General features: G+C 52.7%; 17 protein-coding genes. 4 read left to right on the plus strand and 13 right to left on the minus strand.

The window, feature by feature from the left end:
• Positions 1-25 precede the first annotated feature (25 nt).
• The 3 genes from CU081_RS09980 to CU081_RS09990 are packed head-to-tail and all read right to left on the minus strand — an operon-like array spanning position 26 to position 2,762.
• Entirely contained in the window at positions 26-781 is a 756-nt protein-coding gene (locus CU081_RS09980; RefSeq protein WP_023323597.1) for a phage terminase small subunit, read from the minus strand.
• Positions 782-784: 3 nt separating this feature from the next.
• Positions 785-1,852 (minus strand): phage major capsid protein, P2 family, encoded by a 1,068-nt coding sequence (locus CU081_RS09985; protein WP_017382976.1) that lies wholly within the window; start codon positions 1,850-1,852, stop codon positions 785-787.
• Between the two features lie 55 nt (positions 1,853-1,907).
• On the minus strand, positions 1,908-2,762 hold the full coding sequence (locus CU081_RS09990) for a GPO family capsid scaffolding protein (protein ID WP_017382975.1): 855 nt from the start codon (positions 2,760-2,762) through the stop codon (positions 1,908-1,910).
• A gap of 165 nt (positions 2,763-2,927) precedes the next feature.
• On the opposite strand from CU081_RS09990, the gene CU081_RS09995 reads away from it, so the two are divergent.
• Together CU081_RS09995 and CU081_RS10000 are read left to right on the plus strand one after the other, a co-directional pair.
• Entirely contained in the window at positions 2,928-4,697 is a 1,770-nt protein-coding gene (locus CU081_RS09995) for a terminase ATPase subunit family protein (RefSeq protein ID WP_045893680.1), read from the plus strand.
• A gap of 1 nt (position 4,698) precedes the next feature.
• On the plus strand, positions 4,699-5,724 hold the full coding sequence (locus CU081_RS10000) for a phage portal protein (RefSeq protein WP_032618971.1): 1,026 nt from the start codon (positions 4,699-4,701) through the stop codon (positions 5,722-5,724).
• A 326-nt stretch (positions 5,725-6,050) separates the two neighbouring features.
• Here CU081_RS10000 and CU081_RS10010 read toward each other — a convergent pair whose 3' ends face one another.
• From CU081_RS10010 to CU081_RS10055, 10 genes are all read right to left on the minus strand, one after another.
• Positions 6,051-6,674: a hypothetical protein gene (locus CU081_RS10010; protein ID WP_052753438.1), complete on the minus strand. Its 624-nt coding sequence runs from the start codon at positions 6,672-6,674 to the stop codon at positions 6,051-6,053.
• Between the two features lie 46 nt (positions 6,675-6,720).
• A complete protein-coding gene (locus CU081_RS10015; RefSeq protein ID WP_044704163.1) occupies positions 6,721-6,978 on the minus strand; it encodes a hypothetical protein in 258 nt (85 codons plus the stop codon).
• 132 nt (positions 6,979-7,110) lie between these two features.
• Complete coding sequence (locus CU081_RS26490; RefSeq protein ID WP_044704162.1) at positions 7,111-7,347, minus strand: hypothetical protein; 237 nt, start codon at positions 7,345-7,347, stop codon at positions 7,111-7,113.
• Positions 7,344-7,808: a DUF3850 domain-containing protein gene (locus tag CU081_RS10025; RefSeq protein WP_044704194.1), complete on the minus strand. Its 465-nt coding sequence runs from the start codon at positions 7,806-7,808 to the stop codon at positions 7,344-7,346. Before CU081_RS10025 ends, CU081_RS26490 begins: the two co-directional genes overlap by 4 nt.
• Before the next feature lie 5 nt (positions 7,809-7,813).
• Complete coding sequence (locus CU081_RS10030; protein WP_044704159.1) at positions 7,814-10,099, minus strand: replication endonuclease; 2,286 nt, start codon at positions 10,097-10,099, stop codon at positions 7,814-7,816.
• Positions 10,089-10,364 carry a DUF5405 family protein gene (locus tag CU081_RS10035; RefSeq protein ID WP_044704158.1) on the minus strand — a complete coding sequence of 92 codons (276 nt, stop codon included), beginning with the start codon at positions 10,362-10,364 and terminating at the stop codon, positions 10,089-10,091. Before CU081_RS10035 ends, CU081_RS10030 begins: the two co-directional genes overlap by 11 nt.
• Before the next feature lie 16 nt (positions 10,365-10,380).
• The gene (locus tag CU081_RS10040; protein WP_044704157.1) at positions 10,381-10,596 is read right to left on the minus strand and encodes a DUF2732 family protein; all 216 of its coding nucleotides are present in this window, start codon (positions 10,594-10,596) and stop codon (positions 10,381-10,383) included.
• A gap of 65 nt (positions 10,597-10,661) precedes the next feature.
• Complete coding sequence (locus CU081_RS10045) at positions 10,662-11,162, minus strand: hypothetical protein (protein WP_044704156.1); 501 nt, start codon at positions 11,160-11,162, stop codon at positions 10,662-10,664.
• The gene (locus tag CU081_RS10050) at positions 11,153-11,332 is read right to left on the minus strand and encodes a hypothetical protein (protein ID WP_044704192.1); all 180 of its coding nucleotides are present in this window, start codon (positions 11,330-11,332) and stop codon (positions 11,153-11,155) included. Before CU081_RS10050 ends, CU081_RS10045 begins: the two co-directional genes overlap by 10 nt.
• 2 nt (positions 11,333-11,334) lie before the next feature.
• Positions 11,335-11,607: a Cox family DNA-binding protein gene (locus tag CU081_RS10055; protein WP_023295263.1), complete on the minus strand. Its 273-nt coding sequence runs from the start codon at positions 11,605-11,607 to the stop codon at positions 11,335-11,337.
• A 159-nt stretch (positions 11,608-11,766) separates the two neighbouring features.
• Here CU081_RS10055 and CU081_RS10060 point away from each other — a divergent pair, with 159 nt between their 5' ends.
• Both CU081_RS10060 and CU081_RS10065 read left to right on the plus strand, forming a co-directional pair.
• Positions 11,767-12,060 (plus strand): helix-turn-helix domain-containing protein, encoded by a 294-nt coding sequence (locus CU081_RS10060; RefSeq protein WP_032610269.1) that lies wholly within the window; start codon positions 11,767-11,769, stop codon positions 12,058-12,060.
• A 69-nt stretch (positions 12,061-12,129) separates the two neighbouring features.
• The gene (locus CU081_RS10065) at positions 12,130-13,110 is read left to right on the plus strand and encodes a phage integrase (RefSeq protein ID WP_032609917.1); all 981 of its coding nucleotides are present in this window, start codon (positions 12,130-12,132) and stop codon (positions 13,108-13,110) included.
• The last annotated feature ends 25 nt before the right edge of the window (positions 13,111-13,135 follow it).

Consider the following 13,135-nt stretch of genomic DNA (forward strand, 5'->3'; position numbering starts at 1 on the left):
GCCGCCCGGCTCGGGGAGCGCTCGGTTAACCTGCGGCTTTTGCCGCCTTTGGTGGACGCCCGCGCCGTGCCGCCGGTTTAGCGGCAGGTTTGCGCGTACGCGGTTTAGTCGTTTTGGTTTTCGGTGCCGGTTCGGGTTTTGGCCTGAGCTGGCGCTCTAACTGCTCGATATCCTTTTTCACACCGATAGTGCGTTCTAACTGGATCGCACGTTGCAGGTGCGCCAGCGCCTCGGGCAGTTGATTCGCATCACGCAGGACATAGCCGGTGATTTTGTGCAGCTTCGCGCGCACGATATCGGGCATGTCAGCGCGTTCAGTCAGCGCAATGGTGTCGAGCAGGTTCGCCAGTTCGACCGGCTGTTTTGCAGCGAGCAGGCGCTGCGCGGCCAGTGCCACCTCTTCGGCCAGCAGGTAAGGCGTCGGACGTCGACCGGTCGGCATGGTCAGGCCATAGGTCATGGCGTAACGGGCAATTTCCAGCGCCCCGGCGATATCGTCAGCATCGAGACGCCACAGCATGACCGTCATGACGATGTCATCCTGCGCGCCCTTGCCGTTTGCGAGGACGCCAGCCACCCATGGCAGATAGAACGGCAGCAGCTCACGCTTTTTATCTGCCTTGCGCTCATTTGATCGGATTTGTTTTAGCGTGCGGTTGTCTGCGGCCAGCTTAACGAGCATCTGCTCATAGGCAGTTGCATTGCGCAGCGGGACAGCAGCCCGCCGCGCTGTTTCAGAGGCCGAGACCCGCATCATGTGACGCGCTGCGGGACTCGTCATGGCTTACTCTCCGCTTTCCGGTGCAGCAGGTGCGGTGAAGTCACCGAGCTTGATATTTTCAATCAGGCAACCGGCAGCGTATGCCTCGACCACGTAGTCGGTATTCATTGACTCGTAGTTCTCGATGCGGTCTTTCTTCGGGTTTTCGATGATGCTGCGGCGATGCGCGTCATCCATGAAGTAGATTGACAGGTTATCGAGACGCGTCACCATCAGGGCATTCGCCGGGAAGTAAGGCACGCGCACGGCAGGCAGGTTGCCGATTCGCTTCTGGCTGATGATGATGTCAGCGGCCAGCGACTCGCTGTTTTCCTGGTCTTTATTGACGATAGGGAAGTATTTATCCGCCATCAGCTTGCGACCTGTGATGACAACCAGCTCCGGGTCATCCTGATAAATCTCATCAATCAGGTTGCCGGTGGCATCCATGACCAGCGCGTCGAGGTTCGCATAGTCGCCGTTTTTACCCACACGGATCACATCGGAAATGACCGCGCCGTCCTCGTCGGTGATTTTTGACATCACACGCGCTGGCGCTTCATTGCGATACTTCTGCAACCAGCCCACGGCCACATCCTGAAGCATCGGATTTTTTTTGCGGTCAGATTTGGCGGCACGCTCAATGCCGTTGAAACCGGCCATGATGAAATCGAGCGCCTGACGCTTGATAATGGCGTTACGGATACGGGTCTGGAAGTCCTGGAATCGCGCCCACAGGTCGAGCTGCTTATAGCGGATATGGAAGTCAAAGTTAATCTGCGCGCACTCGTATTTGTTGGACTCCAGCGCGGTAAAATCAGCGGTTTCACGCTCGCCATCGCCGTCAGTATCGGCGGTGCTCGCGATTGTGCCGTTAACACCCACACCGACCTTTTCGCCTTTCAGCTCGTCGACCGGCACGATATTGATTTTCGTCAGGAATGAGGACGATTCCTGCACGGTGTCCATCATGGTTTGCGTGACTGACGGCTCGACGGTGAATTTCTTCGCCACGTCATCGGTGGAAATGTCATTCAGCTCCGCGACGCGGGTCAGGTAGGCATTGAATTTAAAGCGGGTTTGTTTACGCATGGTTTATCCTGTTCGGGTAATAGGTATCAGGCCGGGCAGCGCGCCCGGCGGGTTATCAGCAGTTGGTCAGCAGCTCGTCGCCCGTACCACCTTTTGAAAGCTCGCGGCGCGGCTGGCGCTGGCTTTCGGTGTTATCGAGGGAGTTTTTGAGGTCGTTAAACGCCTGCGCGCTTTCTTCGGCCTTGCTGGTCACGTCCTGCTTAAGCTGAGCCAGTTCGGTCTCAAGCTCGGTGACGCGCTGGTCGGTGGCGGTGAGGTTGGTTTGCACCAGCTCGGTGACGGTCGTCACAGCCTCATGCACATCTGCAAGACGTGCGTCGTCGCTGGCCTGTTTACGGCTGAAAATGGCCTTTACCTTGTCGGTCAGGCTGTTGAGCATGGTGTCGGGAACGTCTTCAAATTCCAGCTCAGCCAGTGAGGCCACAGAGAAGAGATCGCCCGGCTGGTCTTTTTTACCGGCGAGCGGGTTCTGCGTGGCGCGGCTACAGAATTCAAGGTATTCGGTGCCGAGGCTTGCCGGGTCATCAGTGACGGCCAGCCCGATGAGATAGCATTTGCCGCTGTTAGAGAAATTCGGGCGGATCTCCATTGAGGTGTAAACCTTCTGCCCGGCACGTACCATGCTGACCAGCTCATCGAGTGGGGCAATTTTGGCAAACAGCGCCTTTTTGCCATTGAGCGCAGAGTCATCGCTGATAATCTCCGCTTTAAGCGCGGTCACATCGCCGTAGCGCTTAAATGGGCTGTCAGGGATGAGGCTTTTGATATGTTCGAGGTTGATGCGGCAGCCGTAGACGCGCGGGTCGAACGTGTCGGCCATTTCCTGAATGTCATCAGCGCTGATGACGCGGCCATCGCAGGTGTCACCCTCGACGCCGATACGAAACCATTTAGAAACTTTCTTTGCCATTGTTCAGGTGTCCTGATGTTGGGTTTTCGGGTCGGGGTTAGTTTCCCGACTCAGCCCCTCATCAGCCACCTGTTGCGGAAGTGCAACCCCTGACACAACAGGGGCTTAGCGATTAAGCGCGGTCATTTCCTTAGCCTTGCCTCGTAACATCAAAACGAGGTAAGCATGACCATTTCAACTGACCTTTCACTACTCAATGACCCGCGACGACAGGCGCGGCTGTTGTACTGGCAGGGGTTCGCCGTGCCGCAAATCTGCGACATGCTGCAACTCAAGCGCCCCACGGTGCAGAGCTGGAAACAGCGTGATGGATGGGAGGAAACTGCGCCGATTAACCGCGTTGAATCGACGTTAGAGGCGCGCCTCATTCAGCTTTACGCCAAGCCCGACCTGACGCCGCACGACTTTAAGGTCGCTGATTTTCTGTCGCGCCAGATGGAGCGCCTTGCGCGCGTGAACCGCTACAGTCAGACCGGAAACGAGGTGGATTTAAACCCCAACATTGCCAGCCGCAACAAAGGGGATCGCAAAAAGCCGAAACGTAATTTCTTCAGTGAAGAAGCGATTGAAAAGCTGGAAGAGATTTTCTTTGACCAGTCGTTTGAGTATCAGCTCAACTGGCATAAGGCAGGCATCGCGCACCGTATTCGCCACATCCTCAAATCGCGCCAGATTGGCGCAACGTTCTACTTTGCGCGCGAAGCGCTCCTGCGCGCCCTTAAGACCGGCCATAACCAGATATTTTTGTCAGCCAGTAAAACGCAGGCTTACGTTTTCCGTAAGTACATCATCGCCTTTGCGCGTCTGGTCGACGTCGACCTGTCAGGCGATCCGATTGTCATCGGCAACAACGGCGCAGAGCTGATTTTCCTCGGGACCAACTCTAACACCGCGCAGAGCCACAACGGCGACCTGTACGTCGATGAGATTTTCTGGATACCCAATTTCCAGAAGCTGCGCAAAGTCGCCTCGGGCATGGCCTCGCAATCGCACCTGCGCACCACATATTTTTCAACGCCGTCGACGCTGGCACACGGCGCTTATCCGTTCTGGTCAGGCGAGCTGTTTAACCGGGGACGCAGTAACCGCGACGAACGTGTCGACATCGATATCAGTCATCAGGCGCTTGCCGGGGGCATGTTATGCGGGGACGGCCAGTGGCGGCAAATTGTCACCATTGAGGACGCGCTCGCCGGGGGCTGTACCCTGTTTAACCTCGACCAGCTCAGACAGGAAAACAGCGCGGATGACTTCCGTAACCTGTTTATGTGCGAGTTCGTCGACGATAAGGCGTCGGTATTCCCGTTCGAGGAGCTCCAGCGTTGCATGGTCGATGCGATGGAAGAATGGGAGGACTTCGAGCCGTTTGCTGACCGTCCGTTTAACTGGCGCCCAGTCTGGATTGGCTACGATCCGTCACATACCGGCGACAGCGCAGGCTGTGCTGTTCTGGCTCCGCCGCTGGTTGCCGGTGGCAAGTTCCGCATCCTTGAGCGTCACCAGTGGAAAGGCATGGATTTTGCCGCGCAGGCCGAGGCCATCCGTGCGCTGACCGAAAAATACACCGTCGACTATATCGGCATCGATGCGACCGGCATCGGCCAGGGGGTTTACCAGCTCGTGCGCTCATTCTTCCCGGCGGCGCGCGCCATCCGCTACACGCCGGAAATGAAAACCGCAATGGTGCTGAAAGCGAAAGACACCATCCGACGCGGGTGTCTGGAGTATGACGCCGGTGCGACCGACATCACGCAGTCATTCATGGCTATCCGCAAAACCATGACCAGCAGTGGCCGCAGTGCCACCTATGAAGCCAGCCGCAGTGAGGAAGCCAGCCACGCGGATATCGCGTGGGCAACCATGCACGCCCTGTTAAACGAGCCACTTTCCGCCGGTAGCGGTATGCATTCAACCTCGATTCTGGATATCAACTAAGATGAAAAAACGCCAAAAGAAACAGCCAAAACAGACCAACATGACCGCCAGCGCACCGCAGAAAATGGAGGCGTTCACCTTTGGCGAGCCGTCACCCGTTCTGGATCGCCGCGATATCCTCGACTATGTCGAGTGCATCAATAACGGCAAATGGTACGAGCCGCCGGTCAACTTCTCCGGGCTGGCGAAAAGCCTGCGCGCCGCCGTGCATCACAGCTCCCCGATTTACGTGAAGCGTAACATCCTGACGAGCACCTACATCCCGCATCCGTTGCTTTCACGGCAGGATTTCAGCCGCCTTGTACTCGATTATCTGGTGTTTGCCAACGGCTATCTTGAAAAGCGCATGAGCGTGACCGGCCAGCTCATGAAGCTTGAAACCTCTCCGGCCAAATACACCCGCCGGGGTGTCGAGGATGGGGTTTACTGGTACGTGTCGGACTTCACGCACCCGCACCAGTTCGCCCCCGGCTCAGTCTGTCATCTGCTTGAGCCCGACATCAATCAGGAGCTCTACGGGATGCCGGAATACCTGAGCGCGCTTAATTCCGCCTGGCTGAATGAATCCGCCACGCTGTTTCGTCGCAAGTATTACCAGAACGGCGCGCACGCGGGTTACATCATGTACGTCACCGACGCGGCGCAGAGCAGCACCGACGTCGAGGCGCTGCGCTCCGCGATGCGCGACTCGAAAGGGCTCGGGAATTTCAAAAACCTGTTTTTCTATGCCCCGAACGGGAAACCGGACGGTATCAAGATTGTGCCGCTGAGTGAAGTCGCCACGAAGGATGATTTTTTCAACATCAAAAAGGTGAGCGCCGCCGACCTGCTCGATGCACACCGCGTACCGTTCCAGCTTATGGGCGGCAAGCCCGAGAATATTGGCTCAATGGGTGATATCGAGAAGGTGGCGCGGGTATTTGTACGTAACGAGCTGACGCCATTGCAGGAGCGTTTCAAGGAAATCAATGAATGGCTCGGTTTAGAGGTGATCCGCTTTAAGGATTACAACATCGAAACTGAGTAACCCCCGCCAAAATGCCGCCTCCGGGCGGCATCCTCTCAGAGCGAGCCAGACGCCGCACACGCGGCGCAACCACATCAGCACCTCATTAACCGACCGCACATAACAGCGCGCCAACACGACGCGCACAGACGCGTAAAATAAATCCTGTCACCACGTCTGGCGCGCAGTGCTATCCCCGCCTCGCCTGCCCGCTTAACGGGTCGGTTTTAATGCAGGTGCATCAGGAGCCCCGAGCCGCGCCAGCGCTGGCGCTTGCTGGCAAAATCTCAATAAAAGAAGGAATGCAAATTCATGCACCCAATGCATGCCAAGCTATTAATCCGTAATTAACTTACTCTATCTATTTTTTCTTTGAGTTCTTTAATATCCGAAAGCATCTCTTTAGGGATTTTCAAGCGATGTTGTTTTAATGCAGTCTCAACTATGAAGTAGCCACTTTTGAACTTGATTATTTTTTGCTGCGCCAGCGAGGAAAATACTGACACCCAACCTGCTGAGGGCACCAAATGAGTTTCGTACACCCAACTTTCTCCTTGCTGTTGAAGTGTGTAGGGTAACTGAAAAATCCCCATCTGAGTCGGGTACAAATCAGCATAAGCGCCATCTATTTGAATAAAAAACTTCATAATCGGAGTGTTTACCGCGCTTAAATTCTTTATTGTTAATGAATTTTTGAAAACATAATCTCCAAACTGATTATGTCCTTTAGGCGTGAAAATCATTTTTATCTTTTCAACATTGGCCTGCGATGCAAGATAAGCCATGAAAAGCGAAACTATGACAGCCGCTACAGTAGCTATACCTGAAACCCACCCACCCAACATAGACCAGAACGCAACCTCGGAGGAATGGCCGCTGTTCATCCAAGATGAATCAATCCCACCAACCATCAATCCCGCAATAAACGTCAATATGCATAACAAAATCACTCCAACCAGTCGCCATCCCATAGTGAATCCTTTATGTATTTAAAACACTGACATATTTGACATCCTATCAAAACAACGAAAAATTCTCGTCAAAATCGTTACTTCTGGCCTCGACCTTATTCAGCGAGGTTAAGTAAATCATCCCCTCGCTCAGCGAAACCGGTCGTTCGTACTCAATCATAAAAACATCGTGGTATGTTCGTCCTAACCAGTAACCACCGCCACACTCTTTTGGACGCTGGAAAAATACCCACCCGCCCGGCTTAAAGTACTCCAGCATCTCACCGCGATAGACAATCTGATAGTTTGAGTCCTTACCGCCCATATAACCCCACAATAAACACTGTACACATACACAGTGTTTTAGCAGATATCCGTGTTAAACGCTAACGCCTCGCCGTGCTCGTTGTTCAACACCACCGGCACTGAAAGCGAGTTTCACCGCCGGTGGCGTTTGCTATCGTCGACGTGGCGGCGGGATTATCGGACCTCTCGCGGGTGCGAACACCTCAATTTTCGGATTGCTAATATCGAGACATTTCCCGTAGCTATCACGGACAATTTCGGCGCACCCGACCAGTTCGGCAGGGGTCAAATTTTCATTAATCATAATCTGTTGTAGGCGATGGACGATTGCCATCAATTTGATACTGTAGGTTCTGTGCCGGGGTGCCTCTCGATGTAATTTAGTCATTTTATCCACCCTTTATTCTTAGCCAGTAAAATTGAATCTTCCGAAAACTCCCACACGCCATCGGGTGCAACTAGCGCACCGGGCGAGGTATCGTTTAGAGAGTCAAATGAAACGGCCAGCCCCAAAGGATGCAAAATTTCATGGTTAATTCTGAATAAAAGACCTCGCTTGCTTAACTCTTTCCAGCCAATCACCTCAAACAATTTCGATACCGGCGCTTTCAAAACCTCAATACTCAACATCACATAATTTCCAGCCCACTCCTTTAAATCCGTAACATCCGTGACCCTCACCGATACACTTTCGCCGCTATACCCGCGTTCGGGCTCCCATTCCATCAACCGGAGGACATCGCCGCATTGATAGTCCCTGTCATTAAGCCGAAACTCAGCGCGCTTTGACTCATCCCGCACAGCGTTAAAATGGACAGGCGCAATTTTTAACTCGTGAATTTTACTCATCGTCATCACTCCTCAGACATTGAAAACCCCGGCCACTCATCAGCAGCCAGATATTTGAATTTTTTATCGCCATAAATCACCGTTGCCCCACGCGCCAGCGCATCGAGTTCCCACCGTTCCGGGGTAATGCCCTCCTGAGCCAAATCGAAACGAATTTTTGCGACGCGATCCCTTTCGGGTTTTGTCATCCTGGCTGATGGCGCTTGCTCGCTCGCTTTGAGCGGCGCGTTGCTTCTTTGCTGGCGATTTTTGCGCGGTGTACCAGCCTTCAACGCACCGTTAAGCACTTTCACGACGTCTGGCTCATTCCAGCCGATAACCCCGCGCTCAATCAGATTTAACACCGCTGCGGCTTGCTCAGACGGTGTGGGGGTCATAACTGGATCGCCACCGGCGGTGAGCTTTCCACAGTTATTGACAGGACTCCGAGGCGCGGCGAAGCCGCTTTTTGAGGTCAAAGGCTCAACGGCCAAAACCTTTGGAACGATGCGCCATTCGGCTGTACGGGTTACACGGACACGGTCAGCCCCAAGGTGAGGGGCATAAATACCGACCACCCTCTCGATATCTTCCTCGTATTCGTTGACCTCATCCGTCACCTTACGGGCGACCCTGACGGCCTGAGCATCACGCTTAATGTTTGCTCCTCCCTGCGCGATGATATACAGGTCAAATTCACCTTCATCAGCAGCAGCCCGGACAGCCTCGACACGATCGTCAAACTCACTGGCGATACTCACGCCGCGCGGCAGCTTGCGCAGTTCGCGGTAAGCGCCCATCGTCGGGAGGCCAATTGGTTTAAACTGCGGGATGCGCCATGTAGACGCCCATGCGGTGACGGCGGAGGCTGTATCTTTCAGGGGCTTGCCGGTGTCGTGGTCGAGCTGGCCGTCGAGTGCGTAACCGTCGATATTTTTGGCAATGTATTTAGCGATATAACCCGCCGCGCCGCCCTGATTAAGATGACGTGACTCAAAGCGCTGTTTTGCCGCGCCCTTTTCATGACCGTCCTCTTTGAGGGCATAACGACGCATAATTTCGTTGATGGCTTTACGCTGACCGGGTTTGCAAAACAGCATCATGTGCCAGTGCGGCGTGCCGTCGTGGTGCGGTTCGACAACGCGCATCCCGTAAACCTCTAAATCGTTATCTTTGAACGCGGTGCGCATCAGGCTCCAGATTCGGCACAGATAGCGCTGACCGTCTTTTGGCGTGAATGCGCTTTCGTTCCAGCCGTGATTGAGCTGCACTGTTTTGCTGTCGCCTTTCCCGACCTGTCGGGTCGGGTGGTATTTTGATGGTGTGGTTAGTGTGATAAACATCCCCACGTCACCCACGCTGGCCGCGTAGCGCTCAATCCCGGCGATAGTATTCATCAACTCCATTCGACGGATTTCAGGGTTAGAAATACTCCCCATGACTTTGCTGATGAGGTCGATACGCTCGCCGGTGACTTTGTTTTCGAGCTCGCAGGATTTCAGGTATTCGAGATTAGCCAGGCGGCGCGCGTGAACATCGCGGATCGCCATTTTGCTGGCGTAGGGGGAACGGTCTTTATTGACCTCACCGGCAGCAATGAGCAGCGCCTCGCGCCAGCGCATACGCTGCGCCTTGAGCTGGTTAACCCACCACTCATCCTTAATCAGACGTGAAATAGCGGAAAATGCCATGCGGATCGTCATCTGACCCTTACGGTATTTTTTCCAGTACATCGGTGTGAGATTGAAAGCGCGCGCAACACCGGCAACTTTCCCGTATAAATGCGCCTGCGCCTCATCAGTGAAAAGAGTCTCTCTGCCGCCGTGAGCGTGCGCCCATGCATCGCTTAATTCTTCGTATCTGCTCCAGAGTTGAGCGGCGATTCTGGCCGCAAATTTCCTGAGCTCTTTGTCGTTCATATCCGGCAGGCGTGCATATTCATCACGCGCAGATAAAAAACCTATCGAGGCGGATTCATTCATCCCGCACAGCTCATTAACACGCTCAAGACGCGGCAGCAGCTTGCGCTCAAACGTGTTTTTGAGGAAATACAGCCCACCCAAAGGGCTCTTTGTGCGGCGGATGAAGTTATAACGCGAGGTAAACAGCGTTTGCAGGAAAAACGGCAGACGGTCAATCCGGTTTAAAACACCTTGCACCTGACGGAGTTCGGCACGTGTAAGGGGTCTATCGCGGCCAATGGCCTCGCGGGATTTGTTCCAAGGATAAGCACCGACGAAATTCTCACCGGTGCTTTTTGGTAGTGGTGGGGGTGGCGAGGGGGCAACGCGCCCCCGGGTCTCAACGGCCATTAGCAGTGAATGCTTCGAGACATTTTTGACCTAACTGCTCGACCTGTTTCTCTAATTCAGAAAACTGACGAGCTTCGCCGGTTAAAATGTTGTGCAGCACTAAAGCGGAAACGAGCTTGCCAATTGTTGGATAAAAGCCAACAGTATCGAGCCACTCTTTACCGGCATTTTTTCCAGACTTAGCGATTTTCTTTTCCTGCAAAATAAACTGGAACTGGTCGCTGGTAATTACGAACTTATTATCGATAAGAATATTAATACTCATACATCCCCTCATTAACTTATCGCTGATTTAATATAGAGTTGTGAAGCTTTTCGGACTCCTGCCCCAACAGCTCAATGATTTCCGTGCGGTTCATTTCTGACTTGCAAATGTGAGCTATCAGAGAATCGAGCGCAGACGCAAAACGCGTCGCGGTGACTATCTGAGCCTCAAAGGTGGCCTGTGCTAACAACTCTTTCATGTTGCTGCGAGGAACTGATATTTCTTTTTCCATTTACCCGGCTCCAGACAAAAAGATGTCCCACGCATTCAAGCGCGTAAAAAATTTCCTTTATTTAATTAATGCAAATATTGCTCGGGCTTAACCGAGGTCAAAATAGTTGGGGCATATTCAAAGAGGCTGAATAACTCACGTAGAGCACGGAATAATTTCTCACGCCAATAACATGACTCTTCATTAACTCGCCAGTAAGGCTGATTAAATTCCTTTTCAGTTAATCCTGCGTGAAGGAATAAAGTGCGGCGCTGGCTTACTGTCAGATAACTTATATACGCCGATTCACTGGCACCGACCTGACGCCGTTTAGAAAACGCACCGCGCAGCTCGTCAATCGCGCAGGCCAGACGCTCACGGTCTACATCGCTCATTTCTTCAAAACGCATGGTCGCGTGACGCTGTTTAAGCTGAGCATGAAAACAGACCGTCAGGCGGTCGCGTTCCATCATCTGATTGTAAAAATCGCAGGAGTCCTGCCAGCGAGCTTCTGCAAGATGTTTGCCGATGACAACGCGCAGTGCAGCAGGTTGTTTTTGTACCAAATCAAGAGTCATCACAGCCATTTTGACACCTCTCTGATTTTCATAATGCGCTTAACAACAGCGGCCAAAATGCCAGGCTTACGGGTGCGGATAATGATGCCCCTACGTCCCCGGCCATGGGTGATGGTGAAGTTAATCGGGTTCGGGCTCTCGTTACGAAGTAACTGAGCTATGCAGCGTGGCTCATTCATAGTCATAGCCCCATCCACAACAACCATGCATCACGTTGTTCTGCCGGGCGGTTATAAAACGCCTCACGCACGCCGCGATTGAACTCAGGAATGAAAACAAGCTTGTCACCGGCACGCGCTTTCGGTTTTGCCGGGTCGCGAAACTCAATGACCGGCAGTTTGTTTTTTTCAATCATCGCTACTACTGCGGTGCGAGGTTTTCCCAGCAATTCCGCGAACTTATCAGGGTGAACCGCGTCAAGCGGATACTGAATAACGTAGTCGTTTGCTTCCATAACACACTCCATTCTCATGTGGTTACATGCTAACCTTGTCAGATCCAGCGGGCTTAGAACGGTTCAGGATGCTTCCTGAGTCGCTGGAGTTATGCCGTAAAAGGTTTCCCTATGGTTACCTTTCGCGGTGAATATAGTCACCAAGGGGAGTCCTTGTCAATGGAGTTAGGTCAAAAACTTAAAGCAGTACGTAAAGCTGAGGGGCTAACGCAAAAAAGTTTCTGTGAAGCTTGCGGGCTGGCACTCGGTACAGTCAAAAATTATGAGGGGGGATATAAATCACCTGGATTACAAGTGGTTATGCAGGTGACAAACACACCTAAATTTCAGAAATACACACTGTGGCTCATGACAGATAAAACCGCTCCGCAAGCTGGTCAGATCGCACCGGCTTTCGCGCACAATGGGCAAGATGCAACAAAATCAGACCACTCCGAGAAGAAGATTGGTTAACGCTTTATAAGCATTACATTTTCACTATTTGTTACCAAGATAGTCATAACCCCACCGGAGGGCTTTCTTATGTCAATTAAGAAGCTCGATGATGGTCGTTACGAAGTGGACATTAGACCGCGCGGGCGCGAAGGACGTCGCATTCGCCGGAAGTTTGACAGGAAAGCCGAAGCACTGGCTTTTGAGCGCTACACGCTGGCAAACGCACAGACCAAAGAATGGGCGGGTAAGCGAGCGGATCGTAGAACGCTTTCAGAGTTGCTGGACGTATGGTGGAAGTATTACGGACAGAACCATGAGCGCGGAACGAAGGAGTTTAATCATTTGCTAAAAACCATTGGTGATATGGGAGACATACCAGTTACAAGGTTAAGCAAAAGAACACTTATGGATTACCGTTCAAAGCGGCTTAGTGAGGGAGTCAGCGCATCGACGATAAACCGTGACATGTACCGCTTATCAGGCATGTTCACGAAGCTGATTCAACTTGAAGAGTTTGCTGGGGCGCATCCCGTTCATGGTTTGCCTCCGTTGGCAGAGACTAACCCTGAAATGGCTTTCCTTAACAAGGCAGAAATTGCGCTGCTGCTTAAGTCATTTACAGGTGATGATCTGCTGGTTGCCCTGCTGGGGATTAGTACCGGCGGGCGGTGGTCAGAGCTGGCAACACTCAAACCGGCACAGATAGTAAACGGGCGCGTGACATTCCTGAAAACCAAAAACGGAAAAAAGCGCACTGTACCAATTTCATCTGAACTTGAATCGCTGATAAAGAAGAATGCCAGCGGGAATCTGTTCAACGTCGATTACGTGAGTTTTTGCAAGGTGCTGAAGATGGTTAAACCCGATATTCCTGCAAATCAGGCAACGCATATCCTGCGTCATACCTTCGCGAGTCATTTCATGATGAACGGGGGCAACATCATTGCATTACAGCAAATACTGGGTCATGCAAACATCCAGCAGACGATGACTTACGCGCATTTGTCACCGGAGTATCTGCAAAATGCCGTTGCATTGAATCCGCTTTCAGGAGGGATATCGCTGTAGGTTCTGTTCGCCCCGGAGTGTCCAC

The organism is Enterobacter sp. CRENT-193, from assembly GCF_002787395.1.
Lineage (GTDB): Bacteria > Pseudomonadota > Gammaproteobacteria > Enterobacterales > Enterobacteriaceae > Enterobacter > Enterobacter hormaechei_C.

Coding starts and splice junctions, on each gene's coding strand:
- CU081_RS10010 (WP_052753438.1), bottom strand. CDS start 6,674: ATGGGATGGCGACTGGTTGGAGTGATTTTGTTATGCATATTGACGTTT.
- CU081_RS09985 (WP_017382976.1), bottom strand. CDS start 1,852: ATGCGTAAACAAACCCGCTTTAAATTCAATGCCTACCTGACCCGCGTC.
- CU081_RS10040 (WP_044704157.1), bottom strand. CDS start 10,596: ATGGAAAAAGAAATATCAGTTCCTCGCAGCAACATGAAAGAGTTGTTA.
- CU081_RS10060 (WP_032610269.1), top strand. CDS start 11,767: ATGGAGTTAGGTCAAAAACTTAAAGCAGTACGTAAAGCTGAGGGGCTA.
- CU081_RS09995 (WP_045893680.1), top strand. CDS start 2,928: ATGACCATTTCAACTGACCTTTCACTACTCAATGACCCGCGACGACAG.
- CU081_RS26490 (WP_044704162.1), bottom strand. CDS start 7,347: ATGACTAAATTACATCGAGAGGCACCCCGGCACAGAACCTACAGTATC.
- CU081_RS10050 (WP_044704192.1), bottom strand. CDS start 11,332: ATGAATGAGCCACGCTGCATAGCTCAGTTACTTCGTAACGAGAGCCCG.
- CU081_RS10035 (WP_044704158.1), bottom strand. CDS start 10,364: ATGAGTATTAATATTCTTATCGATAATAAGTTCGTAATTACCAGCGAC.
- CU081_RS10000 (WP_032618971.1), top strand. CDS start 4,699: ATGAAAAAACGCCAAAAGAAACAGCCAAAACAGACCAACATGACCGCC.
- CU081_RS10025 (WP_044704194.1), bottom strand. CDS start 7,808: ATGAGTAAAATTCACGAGTTAAAAATTGCGCCTGTCCATTTTAACGCT.
- CU081_RS10015 (WP_044704163.1), bottom strand. CDS start 6,978: ATGGGCGGTAAGGACTCAAACTATCAGATTGTCTATCGCGGTGAGATG.
- CU081_RS10030 (WP_044704159.1), bottom strand. CDS start 10,099: ATGGCCGTTGAGACCCGGGGGCGCGTTGCCCCCTCGCCACCCCCACCA.
- CU081_RS09980 (WP_023323597.1), bottom strand. CDS start 781: ATGACGAGTCCCGCAGCGCGTCACATGATGCGGGTCTCGGCCTCTGAA.
- CU081_RS09990 (WP_017382975.1), bottom strand. CDS start 2,762: ATGGCAAAGAAAGTTTCTAAATGGTTTCGTATCGGCGTCGAGGGTGAC.
- CU081_RS10065 (WP_032609917.1), top strand. CDS start 12,130: ATGTCAATTAAGAAGCTCGATGATGGTCGTTACGAAGTGGACATTAGA.
- CU081_RS10055 (WP_023295263.1), bottom strand. CDS start 11,607: ATGGAAGCAAACGACTACGTTATTCAGTATCCGCTTGACGCGGTTCAC.
- CU081_RS10045 (WP_044704156.1), bottom strand. CDS start 11,162: ATGGCTGTGATGACTCTTGATTTGGTACAAAAACAACCTGCTGCACTG.